Source organism: Enterobacter sp. J49 (assembly GCF_002148625.1).
In the GTDB taxonomy this organism is placed as follows: Bacteria; Pseudomonadota; Gammaproteobacteria; order Enterobacterales; family Enterobacteriaceae; genus Enterobacter; species Enterobacter ludwigii.
In genome coordinates this window covers 55,828-81,540 of record NZ_MWPY01000022.1, presented here as the reverse complement: position 1 = coordinate 81,540, position 25,713 = coordinate 55,828, and the positions used below count along the sequence as shown (strand labels likewise).

23 protein-coding genes, 2 tRNA genes and 2 rRNA genes are annotated in these 25,713 nt (G+C 54.7%); 21 read left to right on the top strand and 6 right to left on the bottom strand.

Annotated features, from left to right (window positions below):
- The 4 genes from BJP35_RS04865 to BJP35_RS04850 all read left to right on the top strand — a co-directional run.
- Window positions 1-75: ribosomal RNA gene (locus BJP35_RS04865) — 23S ribosomal RNA — on the top strand; the annotation flags it as partial.
- 64 nt (window positions 76-139) lie between these two features.
- A 5S ribosomal RNA gene (gene rrf, locus BJP35_RS04860) occupies window positions 140-255 on the top strand.
- Between the two features lie 55 nt (window positions 256-310).
- Window positions 311-387, top strand: a tRNA-Asp gene (locus BJP35_RS04855).
- 53 nt (window positions 388-440) lie between these two features.
- Window positions 441-516 (top strand) — tRNA-Trp (locus tag BJP35_RS04850).
- A gap of 98 nt (window positions 517-614) precedes the next feature.
- Here the strand turns inward: BJP35_RS04850 and hdfR are convergent.
- Window positions 615-1,436, bottom strand: a complete 822-nt coding sequence (gene hdfR / locus BJP35_RS04845; protein WP_014172169.1) for an HTH-type transcriptional regulator HdfR — start codon at window positions 1,434-1,436, stop codon at window positions 615-617.
- Window positions 1,437-1,554: 118 nt separating this feature from the next.
- Here hdfR and BJP35_RS04840 point away from each other — a divergent pair, with 118 nt between their 5' ends.
- Window positions 1,555-1,893: a DUF413 domain-containing protein gene (locus BJP35_RS04840; RefSeq protein ID WP_014172168.1), complete on the top strand. Its 339-nt coding sequence runs from the start codon at window positions 1,555-1,557 to the stop codon at window positions 1,891-1,893.
- A 27-nt stretch (window positions 1,894-1,920) separates the two neighbouring features.
- Here BJP35_RS04840 and BJP35_RS04835 read toward each other — a convergent pair whose 3' ends face one another.
- Entirely contained in the window at window positions 1,921-3,441 is a 1,521-nt protein-coding gene (locus BJP35_RS04835) for a YifB family Mg chelatase-like AAA ATPase (RefSeq protein WP_047356043.1), read from the bottom strand.
- Window positions 3,442-3,780: 339 nt separating this feature from the next.
- On the opposite strand from BJP35_RS04835, the gene ilvL reads away from it, so the two are divergent.
- The 7 genes from ilvL to ilvA all read left to right on the top strand — a co-directional run bounded on the left by ilvL (window position 3,781) and on the right by ilvA (window position 10,331).
- Window positions 3,781-3,879 (top strand): ilv operon leader peptide, encoded by a 99-nt coding sequence (gene ilvL / locus BJP35_RS04830; RefSeq protein WP_001311244.1) that lies wholly within the window; start codon window positions 3,781-3,783, stop codon window positions 3,877-3,879.
- 86 nt (window positions 3,880-3,965) lie between these two features.
- Complete coding sequence (ilvX, locus tag BJP35_RS24150; protein ID WP_102046757.1) at window positions 3,966-4,016, top strand: peptide IlvX; 51 nt, start codon at window positions 3,966-3,968, stop codon at window positions 4,014-4,016.
- Between the two features lie 2 nt (window positions 4,017-4,018).
- Entirely contained in the window at window positions 4,019-5,665 is a 1,647-nt protein-coding gene (gene ilvG, locus BJP35_RS04825) for an acetolactate synthase 2 catalytic subunit (protein ID WP_047742273.1), read from the top strand.
- Window positions 5,662-5,925: an acetolactate synthase 2 small subunit gene (ilvM, locus tag BJP35_RS04820; RefSeq protein ID WP_014172166.1), complete on the top strand. Its 264-nt coding sequence runs from the start codon at window positions 5,662-5,664 to the stop codon at window positions 5,923-5,925. The genes ilvG and ilvM overlap by 4 nt, the downstream gene beginning before the upstream one ends.
- Before the next feature lie 18 nt (window positions 5,926-5,943).
- Entirely contained in the window at window positions 5,944-6,873 is a 930-nt protein-coding gene (gene ilvE / locus BJP35_RS04815) for a branched-chain-amino-acid transaminase (RefSeq protein ID WP_025202772.1), read from the top strand.
- Window positions 6,874-6,933: 60 nt separating this feature from the next.
- Window positions 6,934-8,784: a dihydroxy-acid dehydratase gene (gene ilvD, locus BJP35_RS04810; RefSeq protein ID WP_014172164.1), complete on the top strand. Its 1,851-nt coding sequence runs from the start codon at window positions 6,934-6,936 to the stop codon at window positions 8,782-8,784.
- Between the two features lie 2 nt (window positions 8,785-8,786).
- Window positions 8,787-10,331 (top strand): threonine ammonia-lyase, biosynthetic, encoded by a 1,545-nt coding sequence (ilvA, locus tag BJP35_RS04805; protein ID WP_025202773.1) that lies wholly within the window; start codon window positions 8,787-8,789, stop codon window positions 10,329-10,331.
- Here the strand turns inward: ilvA and ilvY are convergent.
- Entirely contained in the window at window positions 10,328-11,218 is an 891-nt protein-coding gene (gene ilvY / locus BJP35_RS04800; RefSeq protein ID WP_020882896.1) for an HTH-type transcriptional activator IlvY, read from the bottom strand. The two genes, ilvA and ilvY, sit on opposite strands and share 4 nt — an antisense overlap.
- A 153-nt stretch (window positions 11,219-11,371) precedes the next feature.
- Between ilvY and ilvC the strand changes: the two genes are divergently transcribed.
- Window positions 11,372-12,847 (top strand): ketol-acid reductoisomerase, encoded by a 1,476-nt coding sequence (ilvC, locus tag BJP35_RS04795; RefSeq protein ID WP_014172161.1) that lies wholly within the window; start codon window positions 11,372-11,374, stop codon window positions 12,845-12,847.
- Between the two features lie 68 nt (window positions 12,848-12,915).
- Here the strand turns inward: ilvC and ppiC are convergent, their stop codons facing one another.
- Window positions 12,916-13,197: a peptidylprolyl isomerase PpiC gene (gene ppiC / locus BJP35_RS04790; RefSeq protein WP_008501570.1), complete on the bottom strand. Its 282-nt coding sequence runs from the start codon at window positions 13,195-13,197 to the stop codon at window positions 12,916-12,918.
- A gap of 85 nt (window positions 13,198-13,282) precedes the next feature.
- On the opposite strand from ppiC, the gene rep reads away from it, so the two are divergent.
- Complete coding sequence (gene rep / locus BJP35_RS04785; RefSeq protein ID WP_014172160.1) at window positions 13,283-15,307, top strand: DNA helicase Rep; 2,025 nt, start codon at window positions 13,283-13,285, stop codon at window positions 15,305-15,307.
- Between the two features lie 48 nt (window positions 15,308-15,355).
- On the opposite strand, the gene gppA is transcribed toward rep, so the two are convergent.
- Window positions 15,356-16,840 (bottom strand): guanosine-5'-triphosphate,3'-diphosphate diphosphatase, encoded by a 1,485-nt coding sequence (gene gppA / locus BJP35_RS04780; protein WP_014172159.1) that lies wholly within the window; start codon window positions 16,838-16,840, stop codon window positions 15,356-15,358.
- A 6-nt stretch (window positions 16,841-16,846) separates the two neighbouring features.
- Window positions 16,847-18,112, bottom strand: coding sequence for an ATP-dependent RNA helicase RhlB (gene rhlB, locus BJP35_RS04775; RefSeq protein WP_014172158.1), 1,266 nt, complete (start codon window positions 18,110-18,112; stop codon window positions 16,847-16,849).
- 144 nt (window positions 18,113-18,256) lie between these two features.
- On the opposite strand from rhlB, the gene trxA reads away from it, so the two are divergent.
- From trxA to rffC, 7 genes are all read left to right on the top strand, one after another.
- Complete coding sequence (gene trxA, locus BJP35_RS04770; RefSeq protein ID WP_004386384.1) at window positions 18,257-18,586, top strand: thioredoxin TrxA; 330 nt, start codon at window positions 18,257-18,259, stop codon at window positions 18,584-18,586.
- Window positions 18,587-18,927: 341 nt separating this feature from the next.
- Window positions 18,928-20,187: a transcription termination factor Rho gene (gene rho, locus BJP35_RS04765; protein WP_008501566.1), complete on the top strand. Its 1,260-nt coding sequence runs from the start codon at window positions 18,928-18,930 to the stop codon at window positions 20,185-20,187.
- A 242-nt stretch (window positions 20,188-20,429) separates the two neighbouring features.
- On the top strand, window positions 20,430-21,533 hold the full coding sequence (wecA, locus tag BJP35_RS04760) for a UDP-N-acetylglucosamine--undecaprenyl-phosphate N-acetylglucosaminephosphotransferase (RefSeq protein ID WP_014172155.1): 1,104 nt from the start codon (window positions 20,430-20,432) through the stop codon (window positions 21,531-21,533).
- Window positions 21,534-21,546: 13 nt separating this feature from the next.
- Window positions 21,547-22,593: an ECA polysaccharide chain length modulation protein gene (wzzE, locus tag BJP35_RS04755; protein ID WP_020882894.1), complete on the top strand. Its 1,047-nt coding sequence runs from the start codon at window positions 21,547-21,549 to the stop codon at window positions 22,591-22,593.
- Between the two features lie 56 nt (window positions 22,594-22,649).
- Window positions 22,650-23,780, top strand: coding sequence for a non-hydrolyzing UDP-N-acetylglucosamine 2-epimerase (wecB, locus tag BJP35_RS04750; RefSeq protein ID WP_032679224.1), 1,131 nt, complete (start codon window positions 22,650-22,652; stop codon window positions 23,778-23,780).
- Window positions 23,777-25,039 carry a UDP-N-acetyl-D-mannosamine dehydrogenase gene (wecC, locus tag BJP35_RS04745; RefSeq protein ID WP_025202775.1) on the top strand — a complete coding sequence of 421 codons (1,263 nt, stop codon included), beginning with the start codon at window positions 23,777-23,779 and terminating at the stop codon, window positions 25,037-25,039. The genes wecB and wecC overlap by 4 nt, the downstream gene beginning before the upstream one ends.
- Complete coding sequence (rffC, locus tag BJP35_RS04740; RefSeq protein ID WP_086462934.1) at window positions 25,036-25,713, top strand: dTDP-4-amino-4,6-dideoxy-D-galactose acyltransferase; 678 nt, start codon at window positions 25,036-25,038, stop codon at window positions 25,711-25,713. Before wecC ends, rffC begins: the two co-directional genes overlap by 4 nt.

Here is a 25,713-nt window from a genome sequence, read left to right as displayed (position 1 = left end):
CGTTGATAGGTCGGGTGTGTAAGCGCAGCGATGCGTTGAGCTAACCGATACTAATGAACCGTGAGGCTTAACCTTACAACGCCGAAGATGTTTTGGCGATGAGAGACGATTTTCAGCTGATACAGATTAACAGAATTTGCCTGGCGGCTTTAGCGCGGTGGTCCCACCTGACCCCATGCCGAACTCAGAAGTGAAACGCCGTAGCGCCGATGGTAGTGTGGGGTCTCCCCATGTGAGAGTAGGGAACTGCCAGGCATCAAATTACGTAGTAAGCCGGTGCATAAATCCGGTGGTTACAGCAGTCTTCGGTGGAGCGGTAGTTCAGTCGGTTAGAATACCTGCCTGTCACGCAGGGGGTCGCGGGTTCGAGTCCCGTCCGTTCCGCCACTTATTAAGACATTAAGCCTGCCTACCCGGTAGGCTTAATGGCAAAAGACTTTAGGGGCGTAGCTCAGTTGGTAGAGCACCGGTCTCCAAAACCGGGTGTCGCGAGTTCGAGTCTCTCCGCCCCTGCCATATATAATCCTTTGCTTCGGCAAAGGATTTTTTTTTGCCTGAAAGACGCCGAGTCCCCTCTTCAGACGTTGCCGCCAGCATTTCTGCTGGCGCATGCATCAATCCATAATGTTGATTTTTAGAAGATCTTTTATCTGCGATTGCTTATCGCTGTTCTGGAGCCAGATGGCATACAGCGGTCTGGAAAGCGTGGTGGAGTCCACAACGGTATGCAACCCGGGTTTCGTGTCTGCCCAGCGAACAGGTAACCAGGTGCACCCCTTCAGCAAGGAGAGCTGCTGACAGGCGATCTCCGCAGAGCTGGTTGTTAACTGTGGCACATCATCCGGAGCAATCAATCCCGCCTCGTGTTGCTGGAAATCTGGCCCCCACTCCAGACGCAGATAGGTCAGGTCGGCTTTCATCATTGAAGGCTCGGAGGCATAAAGCGCAAGGCCAAACTGGCCAACAATCTGGCTGCTAAATTCGTCCATTTTGGGGGCTTCGGTCGTGATCAGAAGATCCAGCTGGCGCTCGTGCAGTTGCTTAACGAGCGACTGACGTTGCGCAATCCGCGCTTCAAATTGCAAATGGTTGTGGGAAGGGTAGAGCCGGGTCAGCCACTGACTGAGCATACATTCCCACAACGATGCGCTGGCCCCAATGGAGAACTCGTTATGCCTCGAGGTGTGCGCAACCTCTTTACGTGCCGCCTGCCAGGTGTTCATCAGGGTCTCTGCATACGGCAGCAGTTTTTCACCGGCTGGCGTGAGGCGTATGTTGTTGCGATGGCGGGTAAAAAGGTTCACACCCAGTTGATTTTCCAGCTGTCGAATACGAAAACTGACCGCTGACTGCGTCAGGTAAAGGGCTTCCGCTGCTCGCCCAAAGTGGCGCGTTCTGCTCACTTCTAGGAAAGTTTTTAGCAATTCCGTATCCACATCTTTCTCCGCAAAATAATTTGTCGTTATGATTTAAATGTTTTGTTTTACACTCTGTCAAGCGTAACTAATACTCCGCGCCATAAATAGCTCGGCCAAAGAATTAGGAGCGTGTAGGATGGCGGAAAGCTTTACGACGACTAATCGTTTTTTCGACAATAAAAATTATCCACGCGGGTTCTCTCGTCACGGCGATTTCACCATCAAAGAGGCGCAGATGCTTGAGCGTCATGGTTATGCCTTTAACGAGCTGGATCTGGGTAAACGTGAGCCTGCAACTGAAGACGAAAAACAGTTTGTCGCAGTCTGCCGTGGCGAGCGTGAGCCACAGTCTGAAGCAGAACGTGTATGGATCAAGTATATGGCACGCATTAAGCGTCCAAAGCGTTTCCATACGCTGTCTGGCGGTAAGCCGCAGATGGAAGGTGCTGAAGACTACACTGAGTCTGACGACTAACAAGAAAAGGGGCTGTGGCCCCTTTTTTTATGCCAGTAACTTTTGCAGGTGCAGGAGTAAGCGATCGATCGCACGATAGCTTAACGCTTCCTGCAGATGCCGCCTCTCAATGTCAGGGCACTTTTCCACATCGGCGATGGTGCGGGCGACTTTTATAAGACGCTGCCATGCGCGAATGGAAAGCCCAAAGCGCGTCAACGTATCCTCCAGCCAGCATGAATCTTCAGTCTTAAGAGGACAAAACTGCCGAATCTCAGCGTTATCCAGACGGGCATTCAGCTTATGTTGACGCATATACTGCCGGGCCTGCGCGGCGATAACCCGCTCGCGAACCTCCACCGTACTCTCTCCTCTGGCGCTGCTCTGGCTGAGCAGGCCGGGAGGAGGCAAGGGGATTTCCAGCGACAAATCGAAACGATCCAGGAAAGGACCAGATAACTTCCCCAGGTAGCGTAGCGTCTGTTCAGGCGTGGAGCGATTGTGGTTTCCCTGATAATGGCCCGATGGGCTGGGGTTCATTGCCGCTACCAGCTGGAACCGCGCGGGATAGCTTATTTTGGCGCGTGTACGGGAGATGTGGATCTCACCCGATTCGATGGGCTCCCTCAGCGCATCCAGAACGCGGCGTTCAAATTCAGGCAGTTCATCCAGAAACAGGATGCCGTTGTGCGCCAGAGAGATCTCTCCCGGCCCTGGTATGGAGCCACCGCCGACCATGGCCGTGAGTGAGGCACTGTGGTGCGGAGAGCGAAACGGGCGACGTCGCCACTGTTTTTGCAATGACACTGAACTCACCAGACTAAATATCGCCGCGCTTTCCAGCGCTTCATGGTTATTAAGTGGAGGCAATAAACCATTCAACCTGCTCGCCAGCATCGTTTTTCCTGTACCCGGTGGGCCAATCAACAACAGGTTATGTCCGCCGGCAGCGGTGATCTCCAGCGCCCGCTTCCCCTGCTCCTGACCGTAAATATCGCTCAGATCGTCCGGGCTTTCTGCCAGGGGATCGCCTGATTCTTCCGGCTCTGACAGCACATGTTGCCCCTCAAGATACGCGCACACTTCCTGTAAATGCCCGGCTAGCAGACATCCTCTCTCGGCTATCAGGCTCACTTCTGCACCATTTTCATTGGCAACAATGATTTGTCGACCTGCGCGAATGGCCTCCAGCGCACCCGAGATGGCACCAGGAACGCCCCTCAGCGCGCCTGTGAGCGCCAGTTCACCGATGAACTCATATGCGCCTAGTCTGCTGCTGTTAAGCTGCTCAGAGGCGGCGAGGAGCGCTATAGCGATAGGTAAATCATATCGCCCTCCCTCTTTAGGCAAGTCTGCAGGCGCAAGGTTGATGGTGATTTTCTTTGCCGGAAAGGTATAACCGCTATTAATAATCGCACTGCGCACCCGATCTCTGGCTTCCTTTACCGTGGTCTCCGGCAATCCAACCAGCGTCAGCCCGGGCAGCCCGTTGCTGAGATGAACTTCTACCGAAATAAGCGGTGCTTTTACTCCAATGGCCGCTCGGGTATAAACAACTGACAGTGACATAAGCACCTCCTCAGGAGATGACTATGCCCGTGACCGATATGCATGTTTAGCCATATTTAACGGATTTACGCATCCTCTTCCGAGATTTTAACGTCAAGATGTAACCTTTTCTTTTCTGCGGAACCCTGCTCGCAAAAAAATGTACAGGCGACATACCGCTCTGTCCGTGCTGAAAAAATGAAAAATATTCACTATCTAATTTCTTCATATAAAACAATGCGTTCATAAAATATGATTCGCAGGCTAACGAAGCCAGCCATAAATAAATCTTGTGTTTGATTTAAAAACTGTGATAACTCTTTAGGTATTCCTTCGAACAAGATGCAAAAAGAACTGAAAATGACAGCCCTTCTACGAGTGATTAGCCTGGTCGTGATTAGCGTGGTGGTGATTATTATCCCACCGTGCGGGGCTGCACTTGGACGAGGAAAGGCTTAGAAATCAAGCCTTAACGAACTAAGACCCCCGCACCGAAAGGTCCGGGGGTTTTTTTATGACTAAAAAACTTACACGAGGAGCAGAGAATGACTAATAGCACAAAATTCTGTTTCTCCCGATTTATGACGGGGAACTAACTATGAATGGTGCACAGTGGGTAGTACATGCGTTGCGCGCACAGGGAGTCGACACTGTCTTCGGTTATCCGGGGGGCGCAATAATGCCGATTTACGATGCATTGTATGACGGCGGCGTGAAACACCTCTTGTGCCGACACGAGCAGGGCGCTGCGATGGCCGCCATTGGCTATGCACGTGCCACCGGTAAAACCGGTGTCTGCATGGCAACCTCAGGGCCGGGCGCCACAAACCTGATCACCGGCCTGGCGGATGCACTGCTTGATTCCGTTCCCGTTGTCGCCATCACCGGTCAGGTGGCCTCGCCCCTCATTGGTACTGATGCCTTCCAGGAAGTGGACGTGCTCGGCTTGTCACTGGCCTGCACTAAACACAGCTTCCTCGTTCAGTCTCTGGAAGAGCTGCCGCGTGTGATGGCAGAGGCGTTTGAGGTGGCAAACTCTGGTCGTCCTGGACCGGTTCTGGTTGATATCCCGAAAGATATCCAGGTTGCTCTCGGCGATCTGGAACCGCACTTCTCCACTGTTGAAAGCGACGATGCATTCCCGCACGCCGCGGTGGAAGAGGCGCGGCAGATGATTGCCCACGCTAAACAACCGATGTTGTACGTAGGGGGTGGGGTTGGTATGGCACAGGCCGTTCCCGCCCTGCGCGAATTCATCGCGGTTACGCAAATGCCCGCCACCTGTACGTTGAAAGGTCTTGGCGCGGTAGATGCGAACTATCCGTACTATCTGGGCATGCTGGGGATGCACGGTACCAAAGCGGCGAACCTGGCCGTGCAGGCGTGTGACTTGCTGATCGCCGTAGGTGCCCGTTTTGATGATCGTGTCACCGGCAAGCTGAATACCTTCGCGCCGAATGCCAACGTGATCCACATGGATATCGACCCGGCGGAGATGAACAAACTGCGTCAGGCGCATGTGGCCCTGCAGGGCAATCTCAACACGTTATTACCGGCTTTACAGCAGCCTCTGAAAATCGACGCATGGCGTCAGCACACCGCCGATATGCGCGTTGAACATACCTGGCGTTACGACCATCCTGGTGACGCCATCTATGCGCCACTGCTGTTAAAGCAATTGTCCGACCGTAAACCGGCAGACTGTGTGGTCACGACGGATGTAGGCCAACACCAGATGTGGTCAGCACAGCACATGACTTACACGCGCCCGGAAAACTTCATTACCTCCAGCGGATTAGGGACGATGGGCTTCGGTCTCCCTGCCGCGGTTGGGGCGCAGGTTGCCCGCCCGAACGATACGGTTATCTGTATCTCCGGTGACGGCTCTTTCATGATGAACGTGCAGGAGCTGGGCACCGTTAAGCGCAAGCAGTTACCGTTGAAAATCGTCTTGCTCGATAACCAGCGTTTAGGAATGGTTCGTCAGTGGCAACAGCTGTTTTTCCAGGAACGCTACAGTGAGACTACCCTGACGGATAACCCTGATTTCCTCATTCTGGCCAGTGCCTTTGGTATCCCTGGCCAGCACATCACCCGTAAAGACCAGGTTGAAGCGGCACTCGACACCATGCTGTCAAGCGAAGGGCCGTACCTGCTTCATGTCTCAATCGACGAGCTTGAGAATGTCTGGCCGTTGGTACCGCCAGGTGCCAGTAACTCACAAATGCTGGAGAAATTATCATGATGCAACATCAGGTCGCCGTGCAGGCTCGCTTCAATCCAGAGACATTAGAACGCGTTTTGCGTGTGGTGCGTCACCGTGGCTTTCAGATTTGCTCTATGAATATGGAGACGGCCACTGATGCTCAAAATATCAGTATCGAATTAACCGTTGCCAGCCCGCGGTCGGTCGACTTACTGTTTAGTCAGTTAACAAAACTGGTAGACGTTGCACATGTTGCCATCTGCCAGAGCACAACCACATCACAACAGATCCGTGCTTAAGCGCGACAGGAAGAGAAAATGACGACAAAAAAAGCTGATTACATTTGGTTCAATGGTGAGATGGTTCGCTGGGAGGACGCGAAAGTCCACGTTATGTCCCACGCGCTGCATTACGGTACCTCTGTCTTCGAAGGCATCCGTTGCTACGACTCTCACAAAGGGCCAGTGGTGTTCCGTCATCGCGAACACATGCAGCGTCTGCATGACTCAGCCAAAATTTATCGTTTTCCGGTTTCTCAGAGCGTGGATGAGCTGATGGAAGCCTGCCGCGACGTGATTCGTAAGAACAACCTCACCAGTGCCTATATTCGTCCGCTGGTGTTTGTAGGTGATGTGGGCATGGGCGTGAACCCGCCAGCCGGTTATACCACCGATGTGATCATTGCTGCGTTCCCGTGGGGTGCTTATCTGGGGGCTGAAGCCCTGGAGCAGGGGATCGACGCAATGGTTTCTTCCTGGAACCGCGTGGCACCAAACACGATCCCGACGGCGGCAAAAGCGGGCGGTAACTACCTCTCCTCACTGCTGGTCGGTAGCGAAGCGCGCCGTCACGGTTATCAGGAAGGTATCGCGCTGGACGTGAATGGCTATATCTCTGAAGGTGCAGGTGAAAACCTGTTCGAAGTGAAAGACGGCATTCTGTTTACGCCGCCATTTACCTCTTCCGCTCTGCCGGGCATTACCCGTGACGCCATCATCAAGCTGGCAAAAGATTTGGGTATCGAAGTCCGTGAGCAGGTTCTGTCCCGCGAATCCCTGTACCTGGCCGATGAAGTGTTCATGTCCGGTACCGCGGCGGAAATTACGCCGGTTCGTAGCGTAGACGGTATTCAGGTTGGTGCTGGCCGCTGTGGTCCGGTCACCAAACGTATTCAGCAAGCCTTCTTTGGCCTCTTCACCGGTGAAACGGAAGATAAATACGGCTGGCTGGATCAGGTTAATCAATAAGCATAAATATGGGACGGCACGCACCGTCCCATTCAATAGTCAGACGGGAGTAAATAAAGCATGCCTAAGTATCGTTCCGCCACCACCACTCATGGCCGTAACATGGCGGGTGCCCGCGCACTGTGGCGCGCCACCGGGATGACCGACGCCGATTTCGGTAAGCCTATTATCGCCGTGGTGAACTCCTTCACCCAGTTTGTGCCGGGCCACGTGCACCTGCGCGATCTCGGCAAACTCGTTGCCGAGCAAATCGAAGCCTCCGGCGGTGTGGCGAAAGAGTTCAACACCATTGCGGTGGATGACGGTATCGCGATGGGTCACGGGGGGATGCTCTATTCACTGCCGTCGCGTGAGCTGATCGCCGACTCGGTGGAGTATATGGTGAACGCCCACTGCGCGGATGCCATGGTTTGTATCTCCAACTGCGACAAAATTACCCCGGGGATGCTGATGGCTTCCCTGCGTCTGAACATTCCGGTGATCTTCGTCTCCGGCGGTCCAATGGAAGCGGGTAAAACCAAGCTTTCCGATAAAATCATCAAGCTCGACCTGGTCGATGCGATGATTCAGGGCGCGGATCCAAAAGTTTCTGATGAGCAAAGCGATCAGGTTGAACGCTCTGCGTGCCCAACCTGTGGCTCCTGCTCAGGTATGTTCACCGCGAACTCCATGAACTGTCTGACCGAAGCGCTGGGTCTGTCTCAGCCGGGCAACGGCTCGCTGCTGGCGACCCACGCCGACCGTAAACAGCTGTTCCTCAATGCCGGTAAACGCATCGTTGAGCTGACCAAACGCTACTACGAGCAAGATGATGAAAGCGCGCTGCCGCGTAATATCGCCAGCAAAGCCGCGTTTGAAAATGCCATGACGCTGGATATCGCCATGGGCGGTTCCACCAATACCGTTCTCCACCTGCTGGCCGCCGCGCAGGAAGCTGAAATCGACTTCACCATGAGCGATATCGACAAGCTTTCCCGCAAAGTACCGCAGCTCTGTAAAGTTGCGCCGAGTACTCAGAAATACCACATGGAAGATGTCCACCGTGCGGGTGGCGTACTCGGTATTCTCGGTGAACTGGATCGCGCCGGGCTGCTGAACCGCAACGTCAAAAACGTGCTCGGCCTGACGCTGCCGGAGTCGCTGGACAAATACGACGTCATGCTCACGAAAGACGATGCGGTGAAAAAGATGTTCCGCGCCGGCCCGGCAGGTATTCGTACCACCCAGGCCTTCTCACAGGATTGCCGCTGGGACACGCTGGATGACGATCGTGCAGAAGGCTGTATTCGCTCACTGGAACATGCCTACAGCAAGGACGGCGGTCTGGCCGTGCTCTACGGTAACTTTGCAGAAAACGGCTGTATTGTAAAAACCGCAGGCGTGGATGACAGCATTCTCAAATTCACCGGCCCGGCAAAAGTGTACGAAAGCCAGGACGACGCGGTAGAGGCTATTCTCGGTGGCAAAGTGGTGGAAGGCGACGTGGTTGTCATTCGCTACGAAGGGCCGAAAGGCGGGCCGGGTATGCAGGAGATGCTCTATCCCACCACCTTCCTGAAATCCATGGGCCTCGGTAAAGCCTGTGCGCTGATCACCGACGGACGTTTCTCTGGCGGTACGTCTGGTCTCTCCATTGGCCACGTGTCACCGGAAGCGGCAAGCGGCGGCAACATCGCGATTATTGAGGATGGCGATCTGATCGAAATTGATATCCCGAATCGCGGTATTCAGTTGAAACTGAGCGACCAGGACATTGCGGCGCGTCGTGAAGCCCAGGAGGCTCGCGGTGACAAAGCCTGGACGCCAAAAGATCGCCAGCGCGACGTCTCCTTCGCCCTGCGTGCCTATGCGAGCCTTGCCACCAGTGCAGATAAAGGCGCGGTGCGCGACAAATCGAAACTTGGGGGCTAATGATGGCCGAGTCGCAACCGTTATCCGCCGCCCCTGAGGGGGCGGAATACCTCAGGGCGGTGCTACGTGCACCGGTCTATGAAGCCGTGCAGGTTACGCCGCTGCAGAAGATGGAAAAACTCTCCTCGCGCCTCGACAACGTGATTCTGGTGAAACGCGAAGACCGCCAGCCGGTACACAGCTTCAAGCTGCGTGGCGCCTACGCGATGATGGCCGGGTTGACCGACGAGCAAAAAGCGCGGGGGGTAATTACCGCCTCTGCGGGCAACCACGCGCAGGGCGTCGCGTTCTCCTCAGCGCGCCTGGGGCTGAAAGCGCTGATTGTTATGCCGGTTGCTACTGCCGATATTAAAGTGGATGCCGTACGCGGTTTCGGCGGTGAAGTGTTGCTCCACGGCGCAAACTTTGACGAAGCCAAAGCCAAAGCGATAGAGCTGGCGCAGCAACAGGGGTTTACCTGGGTGCCGCCGTTCGATCATCCGATGGTCATTGCCGGACAGGGGACGCTGGCGCTTGAGCTGCTGCAGCAGGATGCGCATCTCGACCGCGTCTTCGTGCCGGTGGGCGGTGGCGGCCTCGCGGCGGGCGTAGCGGTGCTGATCAAACAGCTGATGCCGCAAATCAAAGTGATTGCCGTTGAGGCGGAAGACTCGGCCTGTCTGAAAGCGGCGCTGGATGCCGGTCATCCGGTGGACTTACCACGCGTCGGGCTGTTTGCTGAAGGCGTGGCGGTTAAACGCATTGGCGATGAAACCTTCCGTCTTTGCCAGGAGTATCTCGACGATATTATCACCGTCGACAGCGACGCCATTTGCGCCGCAATGAAAGATCTGTTCGAAGATGTGCGTGCGGTAGCGGAACCTTCCGGCGCGCTGGCGCTGGCGGGGATGAAGAAATACATCGCGCAGCACAACATCCGCGGCGAGCGTCTGGCGCATGTCCTTTCTGGTGCCAACGTGAACTTCCACGGTCTGCGCTATGTTTCCGAACGCTGCGAGCTGGGTGAGCAACGCGAAGCGCTGCTGGCGGTTACCATCCCGGAAGAGAAGGGCAGCTTCCTGAAGTTTTGTCAGCTGTTGGGCGGCCGTTCAGTCACGGAGTTTAACTACCGTTTTGCCGACGCCCGAGATGCCTGCATTTTTGTCGGCGTACGGTTAAGCCGTGGTCTGGAAGAGCGTAAAGAGATCCTCCACCTGCTCCACGAAGGTGGTTACAGCGTCGTGGATCTCTCCGACGATGAGATGGCGAAACTGCACGTGCGTTATATGGTGGGCGGGCGTCCGTCGAAGCCGCTGCAGGAACGTCTCTACAGCTTCGAGTTCCCGGAGTCACCGGGCGCGTTGCTCAAGTTCCTGCATACGCTGGGCACGCACTGGAACATCTCTCTGTTCCACTACCGCAGCCACGGTACCGATTATGGACGCGTGCTGGCCGCCTTCGAACTGGGCGAGCACGAGCCTGATTTCGAAACGCGGCTGAATGAGTTGGGCTATGAGTGTCACGATGAAACCCATAACCCGGCGTTCAGGTTCTTCCTGGCGGGCTAGTGGTTAGGCAGTATCTGCCAGAAGGCATCAATAAGCGGCTCCTGCAGCCGCTTTTTTTGTGCGCACACGCCAAGCTCAAACGGCGTTTTTTCGTCGCTGCGCTCCAGAATCATCACGCGATTACGCACCGGTTCCGGGCTGTTCTCCAGGACCACTTCCGGCAGCAGTGCCACGCCGCAGCCCAGCGCCACCATTGACACCATCGCCTCATGCCCGCCAACCGTCGCGTAAATCGACGGATTGCTGATCTTCTGGCGACGAAACCAGAGCTCAATACGTCGGCGCACCGGCCCCTGATCGGCCATGATAAAAGGCACCGTGGACCAGTCCGGTTTTTCCACCGACACCTGATTACGCACCGGGCAGGGTAACGCGGGGGCAATCAACACGACCGCCAGGTTCTCTAGCATTGAGAACGCGACAGCGCCTGGCAGGGTTTCGGGTTTCCCGGCAATGGCAAGATCCGCCTCGCCTGTCACCACTTTTTCCATTGCATCGGCGGCATCACCGGTGGTGAGTTTAATTTCCACCGACGGTTGTTCTGCGCGAAAGCGGTCAAGAATCGGCGGCAGATGGCTATAGGCCGCGGTCACGGAGCAGAAAATATGCAGCTCGCCGGACAGCGATGGCCCTTTCTGGTCAATGGTGTGTCGCAGCTGTTGATACTGCAGCAGCGTTTGTTGGGCAAAGACCCGTAACTCCTCACCGGCTTCCGTCAGGGTGACGGTGCGGTTGTCGCGTACAAACAGGGGCTGACCGAGGTCTTCCTCAAGGCGCTGGATCTGGCGCGAAAGCGTGGAGGGACTGACGTGCATCGCCCGGGCGCTGCGCCCAAAGTGACGGCTTTCCGCCAGATGCAGGAACATTTTCAGATCGCGTAAATCCACTGATTTCACTCCCCCTTTTTACATTGCAAATATTGCAACGTGACGTTGTGAATATATCAATTTCCGCAATAAATTTCCTGTCATATAGTAAGTTCATTCTCGCAAAAGCGAACCGAACAATAAGCACAACAACACAACATCACGGAGTCCATTATGGCTAACTACTTTAATACACTGAATTTGCGCCAGCAGCTGGCGCAGCTGGGCAAATGCCGCTTTATGGCGCGCGACGAATTTGCCGATGGCGCGAGCTACCTTCAGGGTAAAAAAGTGGTCATCGTTGGCTGCGGCGCCCAGGGTCTGAACCAGGGCCTGAACATGCGTGACTCCGGTCTGGATATTTCCTACGCCCTGCGTAAAGAAGCGATTGCTGAGAAGCGTGCGTCCTGGCGCAAAGCGACCGAAAACGGTTTTAAAGTCGGTACCTACGAAGAACTGATCCCCCAGGCAGACCTGGTGGTTAACCTGACGCCAGACAAACAGCACTCTGACGTTGTGCGTTCCGTGCAGCCGCTGATGAAAGACGGTGCGGCGTTGGGTTACTCCCACGGCTTTAACATCGTTGAAGTGGGCGAGCAGATCCGTAAAGACATCACCGTTGTGATGGTGGCACCGAAGTGCCCGGGTACAGAAGTACGTGAAGAGTACAAACGTGGCTTCGGCGTACCAACGCTTATCGCCGTTCACCCGGAAAACGATCCGAAAGGCGAAGGTATGGCGATCGCCAAAGCATGGGCTGCAGCAACGGGTGGCCACCGTGCGGGCGTTCTGGAATCGTCTTTCGTCGCGGAAGTTAAATCTGACCTGATGGGTGAGCAAACCATCCTGTGCGGTATGCTGCAGGCGGGCTCTCTGTTGTGCTTCGACAAGCTGGTGGAAGAGGGGACAGACCCGGCATACGCAGAAAAACTGATTCAGTTCGGCTGGGAAACGATCACCGAAGCGCTGAAGCAGGGCGGTATCACGCTGATGATGGACCGTCTGTCCAACCCGGCGAAACTGCGTGCTTACGCGCTGTCTGAACAGCTGAAAACGATCATGGCACCGCTGTTCCAGAAACATATGGATGACATTATCTCCGGCGAGTTCTCTTCCGGCATGATGGCGGACTGGGCTAACGACGATAAGAAACTGCTGACCTGGCGTGAAGAGACCGGTAAAACCGCTTTTGAAACCGCCCCACAGTTTGAAGGTAAAATCGGCGAGCAGGAGTACTTCGATAAAGGCGTTCTGATGATTGCGATGGTGAAAGCTGGCGTTGAGCTGGCGTTCGAAACCATGGTGGATTCCGGCATCATCGAAGAGTCTGCCTACTATGAATCACTGCACGAGCTGCCGCTGATTGCGAACACCATCGCCCGTAAGCGTCTGTATGAAATGAACGTGGTTATCTCTGATACCGCCGAGTATGGCAACTACCTGTTCTCTTACGCTTGCGTACCGCTGCTGAAAGAGTTCATGACAACCCTGCAGCCGGGCGATCTGGGCAAAGCGATTGCGGAAGGTGCTGTGGATAACGCGCAGCTGCGCGATGTAAACGAAGCCATTCGCGGCCATGAAATCGAGAAAGTGGGTCAGAAACTGCGTGGCTACATGACCGATATGAAACGTATCGCGGTAGCAGGTTAATAACCGGGCGGGCTGATGCCCTGACCTGACTAAACGTACAAGGCCTTCTCTCAGAGAAGGCCTTGCTGTTATTTGCGGTACAGAACCTTAATTACATGGTAGCCAAACTGCGTATGCAGTGGGCCAGTGGGTTCCAGCACCGGGCAGGAAAAGACCACTTTATCGAACGCCGGAACCATTTGACCCTGACGGAATTCACCTAAATCACCGCCGCGTTTACCTGACGGACAAATAGAGTGTTTCTTCGCCAGTTTGCCGAAGTCGGCGCCGTTTTTGATCTGCTCGAGAAGATCCAGAGCCAGTTTTTCTTCTTTTACAAGGATATGCAGTGCTGCCGCGGTTTTTGCCATGATCGTGCCTTGAGTGGTATGGATTAGGCTCGCTATACTACCACGCTGTTATTCTCCCCTCCTGACTTTCATTGAGTGATCATTTATGCGTTTAAACCCCGGACAACAACAAGCCGTCGAATTTGTCACTGGACCCTGTCTGGTGCTGGCGGGCGCGGGATCCGGCAAAACGCGCGTCATCACCAATAAGATTGCCCACCTGATCCGCGGCTGCGGATATCAGGCTCGCCACATCGCGGCGGTGACGTTTACTAACAAAGCAGCGCGCGAGATGAAAGAGCGTGTCGGCCAGACGCTGGGGCGTAAAGAGGCGCGCGGTCTGATGATTTCCACCTTCCATACGCTGGGGCTGGATATCATCAAACGTGAATACGCCGCGCTGGGGATGAAATCCAACTTCTCACTGTTTGACGATACCGACCAGGTGGCCCTGCTCAAGGAGCTCACCGAGGGGCTGATCGAAGATGATAAGGTTCTGCTGCAGCAGCTGATCTCAACGATCTCCAACTGGAAAAACGATCTGATGACCCCGGCCCAGGCCGCGGCAATCGCCAAAGGCGAGCGGGATCGGATCTTCGCCCACTGCTACGGTCTGTACGATGCGCATATGAAAGCCTGTAACGTACTGGATTTCGACGACTTGATCCTGCTTCCCACGCTACTGCTGCAGCGTAATGAAGAGGTGCGTGAGCGCTGGCAGAATAAAATCCGCTACCTGCTGGTGGATGAGTATCAGGACACCAATACCAGCCAGTATGAACTGGTGAAACTGCTGGTGGGACAGCGCGCGCGTTTCACGGTGGTCGGTGATGACGATCAGTCCATTTACTCCTGGCGCGGTGCGCGTCCGCAAAACCTGGTCCTGCTGAGCAAAGATTTCCCGGCGCTGCAGGTGATCAAACTGGAGCAGAACTACCGTTCCTCCGGGCGTATCCTTAAAGCCGCGAATATCCTGATCGCCAACAACCCGCATGTGTTCGAAAAACGCCTGTTCTCCGAACTGGGTTACGGTACAGAGCTAAAAGTGCTCAGCGCCAACAATGAAGAGCACGAAGCGGAGCGGGTCACAGGCGAACTCATCGCCCACCACTTCGTCAATAAAACCGAATACAAAGACTACGCGATCCTCTATCGCGGCAACCACCAGTCACGCGTCTTTGAAAAGATGCTGATGCAAAACCGCATCCCGTACAAAATTTCGGGCGGGACCTCCTTTTTCTCGCGGCCCGAAATCAAAGATCTTCTGGCCTACCTGCGTGTGCTCACTAACCCGGATGATGACAGCGCGTTTCTGCGTATCGTGAATACCCCGAAACGGGAAATTGGCCCGGCGACGCTACAAAAGCTTGGCGAGTGGGCGATGACGCGTAATAAGAGTCTGTTTACCGCCAGCTTCGATATGGGGCTGAGTCAGACGCTCACCGGACGCGGCTACGATTCATTAACCCGCTTTACCCACTGGCTTGGTGAAGTGCAGCGGCTGGCAGAGCGCGAACCTATCGCCGCCGTGCGCGACCTTATCCACGGTATCGACTACGAGTCCTGGCTGTATGAAACCTCCGCCAGTCCGAAAGCGGCCGAGATGCGCATGAAAAACGTTAACCAGCTGTTCAGCTGGATGACTGAAATGCTGGAAGGCTCGGAGATTGATGAACCGATGACCCTGACGCAGGTCGTTACCCGCTTTACCCTGCGCGATATGATGGAGCGCGGCGAGAGCGAAGAAGAGGCCGATCAGGTTCAGCTGATGACGCTGCATGCATCAAAAGGTCTGGAATTCCCGTATGTCTATCTGGTTGGCATGGAAGAGGGGTTACTGCCGCACCAGAGCAGCATTGATGAAGATAACGTCGATGAGGAGCGCCGTCTGGCCTATGTAGGCATCACGCGCGCTCAGAAAGAGCTGACCTTCACGCTGTGCAAAGAGCGTAGACAATATGGCGAACTGGTGCGCCCGGAGCCGAGCCGTTTCTTGCTGGAACTTCCGCAGGACGACCTCATCTGGGAGCAGGAGCGTAAAGTGATTACGGCTGAAGAGCGGATGCATAAGGGGCAGGCGAACGTCGCTAACATCCGCGCCATGCTGGCGAAAGCCAAAGAGAAGGGGTAGGTTGTTACACGCCCGGCAAGCGTAGCGCTACCGGGCATGTCCGTCCTGTTATTTCACCTCAAGCACCCAGTGTACGTAGCTCTGCCACTGACACTCCTGCTCGACCATCTCCGCCCCAAGCGGATGATTATCCAGCCAGTTTTCCGGCAACGTCAGCGAAAGTTTTTCGTCATCCGCCACCAGATTGAGTGCCGGCAGCAAATCATCGCGGCGGCGGCTGGCAAACAGAATAGCCAGACGCAGCAGGCGGCACATATGCTCGGCTACGCGCGGCGGTACGGCGTTTTGCTGATGCAAAGAGGAGAGGTCAACGGCATTGGTCTGGTTCAACAGCAGCGTTGCCAGCAACTTTTTCTGCGCAGGGGTATAGCCGGGTAAATCGAGGTTACGCACCAGATAAGCGGCATGAGCCGGGGCCTGTTTAAAATCAATGCTCAGCCCGATTTCATGCAGTGCACAGGCACTTAGCAGCAGATCGCGACTCAAAGGGTCCAGATCCCAGGCGTTAGCCACATGATCGGCGAAGCGTGACGCCAGCTGTGCCACGCGGCCTGCCTGATCGATATCAACCAGGAAACGACGCTGCACGTTTCGCAGGGTACGGCTGCGAATGTCCTGATCGACCGACAGGTGCAACATCCCGTAGACCAGACCTTCACGTAGCGCGCCGCCCGCCAGCGTCATACATTTGATGTTCAGCTCGGTGAAGATGGCGATCAGGATCGCGAGCCCGCTCGGAAATACCAGCGCGCGTTCAAGCGTCAGGCCTTCAATTTCCAGCTCTTCCAGACGCCCGCACTGAATGGCCCGCTGTTTAAGCTGCTGAAGCTTGGCAAGCGTGATCCGCTCATCCATGCCCTGCGCCATCATAATTTCCTGCAATGCCTGCACGGTACCGGAGGCCCCTACGCAGACTTTCCAGCCGTGGTAGCGCAGTTCGTCCATCACCGGGCGTAACACCTCGCGTGCGGCAGTTTCCGCCTCGTCGAAGTTCTCCTGACCCAGATTGCGGTCAGTAAAGTAGCGCTCAAGCCAGGTTACGCAACCCATCGACAGGCTGAATAGCGACGTTGCCTGCGCACCGGTGCCGGTCACGAGTTCGGTACTGGCGCCCCCGATATCCACAACCAGACGACGATCGTCGCCTCCCGTGGTGTGCGCAACGCCCTGATAAATCAGGCGCGCTTCTTCTTCACCGCTGATAACCTGCACCGGACAACCGAGAATTTCCTGCGCTTTGGCAATAAAATCCACGGCGTTAACCGCCAGGCGGAGTGTCGCTGTGGCGACGACGGTGATTTGGGAATGCGGGATATCCTGCAGACGCTCTGCAAAGAGTCGCAGGCACTGCCAGCCACGTTCCATGGCTTCAGGAGAGAGGTGATTATCGCTGCTCAGGCCCGCCGCGAGGCGGACCTTGCGCTTAATGCGCGTCAGCGTTTGTATGCTTCCCGCCACCTCGCGCACAACCAGCATATGAAAACTATTCGAACCGAGATCAATTGCCGCATAAAGCGAGGTGGAGCTGAGCATAATTTTTTAACCTGAGCGACGACGATTACGCGGCGCGCCAGATCGACGCGGGCCATTGCCGGATCGGGCGCGGGTAAGGCGCTTAGCCGGCGGCAGTTCGCTTAATAGCGCATCCGGGTTGTACTTACTCACCGGAATAGAATGGCCGATGTACGTCTCAATCGCCGGCAGGTTCAGCGCATACTCTTCACACGCGAGGCTGATAGAGTGGCCGCTTGCACCCGCACGACCGGTACGACCGATACGGTGTACATAGTCTTCGCAGTCATCCGGCAGGTCATAGTTAAAGACGTGCGTAACGGCTGGAATGTGCAGGCCGCGCGCTGCGACGTCGGTGGCGACCAGAATATCGAGATCGCCACGGGTGAATTCTTCAAGAATACGCAGGCGTTTTTTCTGCGCAACATCGCCCGTCAGCAGGCCAACACGGTGACCGTCTGCAGCCAGATGGCCCCAGATATCTTCACAGCGGTGCTTGGTGTTCGCGAAGATAATGGCGCGGTCTGGCCACTCTTCTTCGATCAGCGTTTGCAGCAAACGCATTTTCTCTTCATTGGAAGGATAGAAGAGTTCTTCTTTGATACGGTGGCCGGTTTTCTGCTCGGGTTCCACTTCCACATATTCGGCGTTGTTCATCTGCTCGAATGCCAGTTCGCGTACGCGATACGACAGGGTCGCAGAGAACAGCATGTTGAGGCGCTGATTCGCGGGTGGCATGCGGCGGAACAGCCAGCGGATATCTTTAATGAAGCCCAGATCGTACATACGATCAGCTTCATCCAGCACCACAACCTGGATGGCACCAAGGTTAATGTGGTTCTGTTTTGCGTAGTCGATAAGACGGCCGGTGGTACCGATCAGGATATCCACACCGCTTTCCAGCACTTTCAGCTGCTTATCGTAACCATCGCCGCCATAAGCCAGGCCGATTTTCAGGCCCGTAGCCTGCATCAGGGGTTCAGCGTCTGCGTGGATCTGTACCGCCAGTTCTCGCGTCGGGGCCATAATTAGCGCGCGCGGCTGGTTAACTTTGCGGTCTGCAATCGCTGGATGAGAAAGTAAATAATGAAACGTTGACGTTAAAAACGCCATCGTTTTGCCAGTACCGGTTTGCGCCTGCCCTGCTACGTCACGTCCCGCCAGCGTCAGCGGCAGGGCGAGAGCCTGAATGGGCGTGCAGTTATGAAACCCTTTATTTTCAAGGGCTTCGATCACTTTTGGGTGCAGGGCGAAGTCGGAAAACTTCTGTTCTGTTAAATGTGTTTTGCTCATAGTGTGGTAGAATATCAGCTTACTATTGCTTTACGAAAGCGTATCCGGTGAAATAAAGTCAACCTTTAGTTGGTTAATGCGACATCAACACGTCGTTGATGAGGGCGAAACCAACGCACCAGGCTTATTCCTGTGGAGTTATATATGAGCGATAAAATTATTCACCTGACTGACGACAGTTTTGACACGGACGTACTTAAGGCTGACGGGCTGACACTCGTCGATTTCTGGGCTGAATGGTGTGGTCCTTGCAAAATGATCGCCCCGATTCTGGATGAGATCGCTGACGAATATCAGGGCAAACTGACCGTTGCCAAGCTGAACATCGACCAGAACCCGGGCACCGCACCAAAATACGGTATCCGTGGCATTCCGACCCTGCTGCTGTTCAAAAACGGCGAAGTGGCAGCGACCAAAGTGGGCGCACTGTCCAAAGGTCAACTGAAAGAGTTCCTCGACGCTAATCTGGCGTAAGGTTTCTTTGCTGCGCGTCCAGAGCGCCTAAATTATGTGGAACTCTGGACGCCCGGCTGAAGTCGTGCTAAGTTAGCTATGACTTCGTTTTAAACATATCTTGTTGTTTGAATCTTGTTTTACCCGATACTTCCCGTTGTTGACACAAACAGTGCGTGAAGTTGCTAAATTCCGGGCTTGTCACTCAATCCGTCTTGTCGTTTCAGTTCTGCGTTTTTTCCCTGTGACCAGACAGCGAACAGACATGAGTTGATGGCCGCTAAACAGGCATGGATGACCCTGCCATACCATTCACAACATTAAGTTCGAGTATCACCCCGAGTTTAAGAACCCACACCATTATGAATCTTACCGAATTAAAGAATACGCCGGTTTCTGAGCTGATCACTCTCGGCGAAAATATGGGGCTGGAAAACCAGGCTCGTATGCGCAAGCAGGACATCATTTTCGCCATCCTGAAGCAGCACGCTAAGAGTGGCGAAGATATCTTTGGCGACGGTGTGCTGGAGATATTGCAAGACGGATTTGGTTTCCTCCGCTCTGCAGACAGCTCCTACCTCGCCGGCCCTGACGACATCTACGTATCCCCTAGCCAAATCCGCCGTTTCAACCTCCGCACTGGTGACACCATTTCAGGTAAGATTCGTCCTCCAAAAGAGGGTGAACGCTACTTTGCGCTGTTGAAAGTGAATGAAGTTAACTTCGACAAACCGGAAAACTCCCGTAATAAGATCCTGTTTGAGAACTTAACGCCGCTGCACGCGAACTCTCGCCTGCGCATGGAGCGTGGTAACGGCTCAACTGAAGATTTAACCGCTCGCGTCCTGGATCTGGCATCGCCAATCGGTCGTGGCCAGCGTGGTCTGATCGTCGCACCGCCAAAAGCGGGTAAAACCATGCTGCTGCAGAATATCGCGCAGAGCATCGCTTATAACCACCCAGACTGCGTACTGATGGTACTGCTGATTGACGAACGTCCGGAAGAAGTGACCGAGATGCAGCGTCTGGTTAAAGGTGAAGTGGTTGCTTCTACCTTTGACGAACCCGCATCTCGCCACGTGCAGGTTGCGGAAATGGTTATCGAGAAGGCGAAACGCCTGGTTGAACACAAGAAAGACGTGATCATCCTGCTCGACTCCATCACCCGTCTGGCGCGTGCCTACAACACCGTCGTTCCGGCTTCCGGTAAAGTGCTGACGGGGGGGGTGGATGCTAACGCCCTGCATCGTCCAAAACGCTTCTTCGGTGCGGCACGTAACGTGGAAGAGGGCGGCAGCCTGACCATCATCGCTACGGCGCTGATCGATACGGGTTCCAAAATGGACGAAGTTATTTACGAAGAGTTTAAAGGTACAGGTAACATGGAACTGCACCTCTCTCGTAAAATTGCTGAGAAACGCGTCTTCCCGGCTATCGACTACAACCGTTCCGGTACCCGTAAAGAAGAGCTGCTCACCACCCAGGAAGAGCTGCAGAAAATGTGGATCCTGCGCAAAATCATCCATCCAATGGGTGAAATCGACGCAATGGAGTTCCTCATTAACAAACTGGCGATGACCAAAACTAACGACGATTTCTTCGATATGATGAAACGCTCGTAACGCAAATAAAGCCAGCAAGCGCCACGTTTTTACGTGGCGTTTTTCTTTTATGGCTTATACGCTATTAATGCAGACTCCCATTTCAGACCAGTCAGTGCGACAATAAGACTGTTTGTGCAGTTAACGAAATAATTGATTGAAAAATATACAAAGGGAGTTGTAAGAAGCCTTCTTTATTACTTCTGAGGCAGGGGCTTCATGGTTATACTTCCGGGACTAACTTTTGTTGAGAGCAATCCATTGTGAATCTACTCACCGCCGTTACTGAGCTAATCAGTATTTTTTTATTCACAACCTGTTTTTTGTTCATCGCGCGTAAGGTGGCCAAAAGAATAGGGTTGGTGGATAAGCCTAATTTTCGTAAACGTCATCAGGGACTTATTCCTCTGGTTGGAGGGATTTCTGTTTACGCTGGTATCTGTTTCACGTTTGGTATTGCGGATTATTATATTCCACACGCCGCCCTCTACCTTGCCTGCGCCGGTGTCCTGGTATTAGTCGGGGCGCTGGATGATCGGTTCGATATCGCGGTAAAAATTCGCGCCACCGTCCAGGCCGCCATTGGCGTGATCATGATGGTCGTTGGCGGGCTATACCTGAGAAGCCTCGGTTATGTGTTCGGACCCTGGGAGTTAGTACTGGGGCCCTTTGGCTTCTTCCTGACACTGTTTGCCGTCTGGGCGGCGATAAATGCGTTCAACATGGTGGATGGTATTGACGGCCTGCTCGGTGGATTGTCGTCGGTTTCGTTTGCCGCAATCGGCATCATTTTATGGTTCGATGGTCAGTACAGCCTGTCGATGTGGTGTTTTGCCATGATTGCCGCCATTCTGCCTTATATCCTCTTAAATCTCGGTGCGCTCGGTCGTCGCTATAAAGTGTTTATGGGTGATGCGGGCAGTACGCTGATCGGCTTTACCGTTATCTGGATTTTGCTGGAGACCACTCAGGGTAAAACTCACCCGATTAGCCCGGTAACAGCGCTGTGGATTATTGCCATTCCGCTAATGGATATGGTGGCGATTATGTATCGTCGTCTGCGTAAAGGAATGAGTCCTTTCTCTCCCGATCGCCAGCATATTCACCATCTCATCATGCGTGCCGGTTTTACTTCACGTCAGGCGTTTGTGCTGATTACCCTGGCTGCCGCTATTCTGGCGGCAATTGGGGTGGCTGCGGAATATGCTCATTTCATCCCTGAATGGGTCATGTTGGTATTATTCTTGCTAGCGTTTTTCCTGTACGGCTACTGCATTAAGCGCGCATGGAAAGTGGCGCGGTTTATTAAACGTCTTAAACGCAGGATGCGTCGCAACAGTGGCAACAATACAACATTAACTAAGTAAAACCGGGACTATGATGACTCAACCGTTGGCGGGAGCGAAATCAGTGGTAACTGAGAATGAGCTGGATATTCGGGGTTTGTTTCGCGTGTTGTGGGCAGGCAAACTTTGGATTGCGGGGATCGCGCTGGGGTTTGCATTGTTAGCGCTGGCCTACACCTTCTTTGCAAAACAAGAGTGGAGCGCTACGGCAATCACTGATAAACCAACGGTTAATATGCTCGGGGGGTTCTATTCCCAGCAGCAGTTCCTGCGTAACCTGGATATCAAAGCCAATCTGGCCACCCCAGATCAGGCTTCCGTCATGGATGAGGCCTATAAAGAGTTTGTGATGCAGCTGGCTTCCTGGGATACGCGCCGTGATTTCTGGAGCCAGACGGATTATTACAAGCAACGGATGGTGGGCAACAGTAAAGCCGATGCCGCGCTGCTGGATGACATGATTAACAACATTCAGTTTATGCCGGGAGATGCGCTGCGTAACGTCAACGACAGCGTCAAGCTGATTGCCGAAACCGCGCCGGATGCCAATAACCTGTTGCGCCAGTACGTTGCCTTTGCCAGCCAGCGTGCGGCAAGCCACCTTAATGAAGAGCTGAAAGGTGCCTGGGCTGCCCGTACCATCCAGATGAAAGCGCAGGTTAAACGTCAGGAAGAGGTGGCTAAAGCCATCTTCGCCCGCCGTGTACACAATATTGAGCAGGCGCTAAAAATTGCCGAACAGCACAATATTTCCCGCACTGAGACGGACGTGCCGGCAGATGAACTGCCTGATTCAGAAATGTTCCTTCTCGGGCGCCCAATGCTGCAGGCTCGACTGGAAAACCTCCAGGCCGTTGGCCCTGATTTTGACCTCGACTACGATCAAAACCGCGCGATGCTGAACACCCTGAATGTCGGTCCAACAATGGACCCGCGTTTTCAGACCTATCGTTATTTGCGAACGCCTGAAGAACCTGTAAAACGCGATAGTCCGCGCCGCGCATTCCTGATGATCATGTGGGGGATTGTGGGTGCACTGACCGGCGCAGGCGTGGCGTTAACGCGTCGTCGCACTAACTAAGAACGCCGTCTACGATGAAGGCTGCGGCCTTCATCGTTTAATCGAAGAGAATCGATGTGAAAGTACTTACCGTATTTGGCACCAGGCCGGAGGCCATTAAGATGGCACCTCTGGTTCATGCGCTGGCCAGTGATCCTGATATTGAAGCGAAAGTGTGCGTCACTGCCCAACACCGTGAGATGCTCGATCAGGTCTTAACTCTCTTTTCTATCGTCCCGGATTACGATCTCAATATTATGAAACCGGGGCAGGGGTTAACGGAGATCACCTGCCGTATTCTGCAAGAGCTCAAGCCGATTCTGGAGTCCTTCAAACCTGACGTGGTTCTGGTGCATGGCGATACCACCACCACGGTGGCAACCAGCCTGGCTGCGTTTTACCAGCGAATTCCTGTCGGCCATGTTGAGGCGGGTCTGCGTACCGGCAACCTTTATTCGCCGTGGCCCGAAGAGGCCAACCGCACACTCACCGGCCATCTGGCGATGTACCATTTTGCGCCCACCGAAAACTCACGACAGAACCTGCTGCGTGAAAATATTGCCGACAACAAAATCTTTGTCACCGGGAATACGGTGATTGATGCCCTGATTTGGGTTCGTGACCGCGTGCTGTCAAACAACGATCTTCAGAAAGAACTCGCCGCACGCTACCCCTTCCTGAACAATGGCAAAAAAACCATTCTGGTCACCGGCCACCGTCGCGAGAGCTTTGGACGCGGTTTTGAGCAAATCTGTCATGCCCTGGCGGAAATCGCCGCGCAGAATCAGGATGTGCAGATTGTCTACCCGGTACACCTTAATCCTAACGTCAGCGAGCCGGTCAACCGTATCCTTGGGCATATAGAAAACGTCCTGCTGATTGAACCGCAGGACTACTTGCCGTTTGTCTGGTTGATGAACCACGCCTGGCTGATCCTGACCGATTCCGGTGGTATTCAGGAAGAGGCGCCGTCTCTCGGCAAGCCTGTGCTGGTCATGCGTGAAACGACCGAACGCCCGGAAGCGGTGAAAGCGGGCACGGTACGTCTGGTCGGCACCAATACACAGCTGATCGTCGAAGAGGTGACGCGCCTGCTGCACGACGACGAAGAGTATCAGGCGATGAGCCGGGCCCATAACCCGTATGGTGATGGGCAGGCTTGTGGCCGTATTTTGCATGCACTTAAACACAATCGGGTATCGCTATGAGTTTTACTACCATCTCTGTCATTGGTCTTGGCTACATTGGCTTGCCCACCGCGGCAGCGTTTGCCTCCCGTCAAAAACAGGTTGTGGGCGTGGATATCAACGCGCGTGCGGTGGAAACCATTAACCGTGGCGAAATTCATATCGTGGAGCCCGATCTCGACCGCGTGGTGAAAGAGGCGGTTGATGGCGGATTCCTGCGTGCCAGCACGACGCCGGTCGAGGCGGATGCATATCTTATTGCGGTGCCAACCCCCTTTAAAGGTGACCATGAGCCCGACATGGCTTATGTCGAAGCGGCGGCAAAATCGATTGCACCGGTCCTGAAAAAAGGGGCTCTGGTGATCCTGGAGTCCACTTCGCCCGTCGGTGCTACCGAACAGATGGCGCAGTGGCTGGCGCAAGCCCGACCTGACTTACGCTTCCCGCAGCAGGCGGGCGAGCAAGCTGATATCAATATTGCTTACTGTCCTGAGCGCGTGCTGCCAGGTCAGGTGATGGTAGAGCTGATTAAAAACGATCGCGTGATCGGCGGCATGACGCCAGTCTGTTCTGCACGCGCCAGCGCGCTTTACAAGATTTTCCTTGAAGGCGAATGTGTGGTGACCAACTCCCGCACCGCCGAAATGTGCAAGCTCACGGAAAATAGTTTCCGGGACGTGAATATCGCCTTCGCGAATGAACTGTCGCTGATTTGCGCCGATCAGGGGATTAACGTCTGGGAGTTGATTAGCCTGGCGAATCGCCATCCGCGCGTAAATATCCTCCAGCCTGGCCCGGGCGTGGGCGGTCACTGTATCGCTGTCGACCCGTGGTTTATTGTGGCGCAAAACCCGGCGCAGGCCCGCCTGATCCGCACCGCGCGTGAAGTGAATGACAGCAAGCCACACTGGGTGCTCAGTCAGGTAAAAGCCACCGTCGCGGACTGTCTGGCTGAGAGCGGCAAACGCGCCAGTGAGCTGAAAATTGCCTGCTTTGGTCTGGCATTCAAACCGAATATTGACGACTTACGCGAAAGCCCGGCGATGGAGATTGCAGAGATGATCGCTGGCTGGCACACCGGTGAAACGCTGGTGGTTGAACCCAATATTCATGAACTGCCGGCAAAACTGGCGGGCCACTGTACGTTGACCGCGCTGGATGAGGCGCTGGCGACGGCGGATGTGCTGGTGCTGCTGGTGGATCATAAAGAATTTAAAGCGACGTCCGGTGATGCCGTACGCCAACAGTATGTGGTTGATACGAAAGGTGTCTGGCGTTGAGCCACCTGAAGGGGGTTCTCGAGTCCCTTGAGTGGGAGAGTGCCTTTTTTGGTCTGCCATCAGCCATCGTGCGCCTGCGCGACGATGCGCCGGTTCTGACTGACGCTGACTTCACCGCCTGGCCGCGGGTACAGGCCCGGATCCCCGCAGACCGTGCCGACCTGCTCTATGCGCTCCAGCAACAAGGTTTTCAGCTGGTTGAAGGCGAGGTTGATCTGTCCATTACGCTCGTCTGCCATGATTCGCCCGGTGCGGAAGTGGCAACGGAGCAGGATATCCCCGCGCTGCGTCAGATGGCGGCACAGGCGTTTGCCCGGAGCCGCTTTCGCGCACCGTGGTATGCACCGGACGACAGTGGGCGTTTCTACGCCCAGTGGGTAGAGAACGCGGTAAAAGGCACCTTTGACCATGTATGCCTGGTGTTTCGCACTGCAGACGGCCAGATTGAGGGATTTGTCTCGCTTCGTAAGCTCAACGCGAACGAGGGGCGTATTGGTTTATTAGCCGGGCGCGGCATGGGCGAAAAACTCATGCAGGCGGCGCTTCACTGGGCGCAGCAGCAACAGCTTTTGACTCTGCGGGTGGCAACCCAGATGGGCAACACCGCCGCGCTTAAACGTTATATCGCGAGTGGTGCCAACATCGACGCCACCGCTTACTGGTTATACAGGTGA

Excerpts from the sequence above, each read along its gene's own strand:
- BJP35_RS04840 (WP_014172168.1), top strand. The coding sequence starts at position 1,555 with ATGGCGGAAAGCTTTACGACGACTAATCGTTTTTTCGACAATAAAAAT.
- BJP35_RS04835 (WP_047356043.1), bottom strand. The coding sequence starts at position 3,441 with ATGTCACTGTCAGTTGTTTATACCCGAGCGGCCATTGGAGTAAAAGCA.
- ilvL (WP_001311244.1), top strand. The coding sequence starts at position 3,781 with ATGACAGCCCTTCTACGAGTGATTAGCCTGGTCGTGATTAGCGTGGTG.
- ilvG (WP_047742273.1), top strand. The coding sequence starts at position 4,019 with ATGAATGGTGCACAGTGGGTAGTACATGCGTTGCGCGCACAGGGAGTC.
- ilvM (WP_014172166.1), top strand. The coding sequence starts at position 5,662 with ATGATGCAACATCAGGTCGCCGTGCAGGCTCGCTTCAATCCAGAGACA.
- ilvE (WP_025202772.1), top strand. The coding sequence starts at position 5,944 with ATGACGACAAAAAAAGCTGATTACATTTGGTTCAATGGTGAGATGGTT.
- ilvD (WP_014172164.1), top strand. The coding sequence starts at position 6,934 with ATGCCTAAGTATCGTTCCGCCACCACCACTCATGGCCGTAACATGGCG.
- ilvA (WP_025202773.1), top strand. The coding sequence starts at position 8,787 with ATGGCCGAGTCGCAACCGTTATCCGCCGCCCCTGAGGGGGCGGAATAC.
- ilvC (WP_014172161.1), top strand. The coding sequence starts at position 11,372 with ATGGCTAACTACTTTAATACACTGAATTTGCGCCAGCAGCTGGCGCAG.
- ppiC (WP_008501570.1), bottom strand. The coding sequence starts at position 13,197 with ATGGCAAAAACCGCGGCAGCACTGCATATCCTTGTAAAAGAAGAAAAA.
- rep (WP_014172160.1), top strand. The coding sequence starts at position 13,283 with ATGCGTTTAAACCCCGGACAACAACAAGCCGTCGAATTTGTCACTGGA.
- gppA (WP_014172159.1), bottom strand. The coding sequence starts at position 16,840 with ATGCTCAGCTCCACCTCGCTTTATGCGGCAATTGATCTCGGTTCGAAT.
- rhlB (WP_014172158.1), bottom strand. The coding sequence starts at position 18,112 with ATGAGCAAAACACATTTAACAGAACAGAAGTTTTCCGACTTCGCCCTG.
- trxA (WP_004386384.1), top strand. The coding sequence starts at position 18,257 with ATGAGCGATAAAATTATTCACCTGACTGACGACAGTTTTGACACGGAC.
- rho (WP_008501566.1), top strand. The coding sequence starts at position 18,928 with ATGAATCTTACCGAATTAAAGAATACGCCGGTTTCTGAGCTGATCACT.
- wzzE (WP_020882894.1), top strand. The coding sequence starts at position 21,547 with ATGACTCAACCGTTGGCGGGAGCGAAATCAGTGGTAACTGAGAATGAG.
- wecC (WP_025202775.1), top strand. The coding sequence starts at position 23,777 with ATGAGTTTTACTACCATCTCTGTCATTGGTCTTGGCTACATTGGCTTG.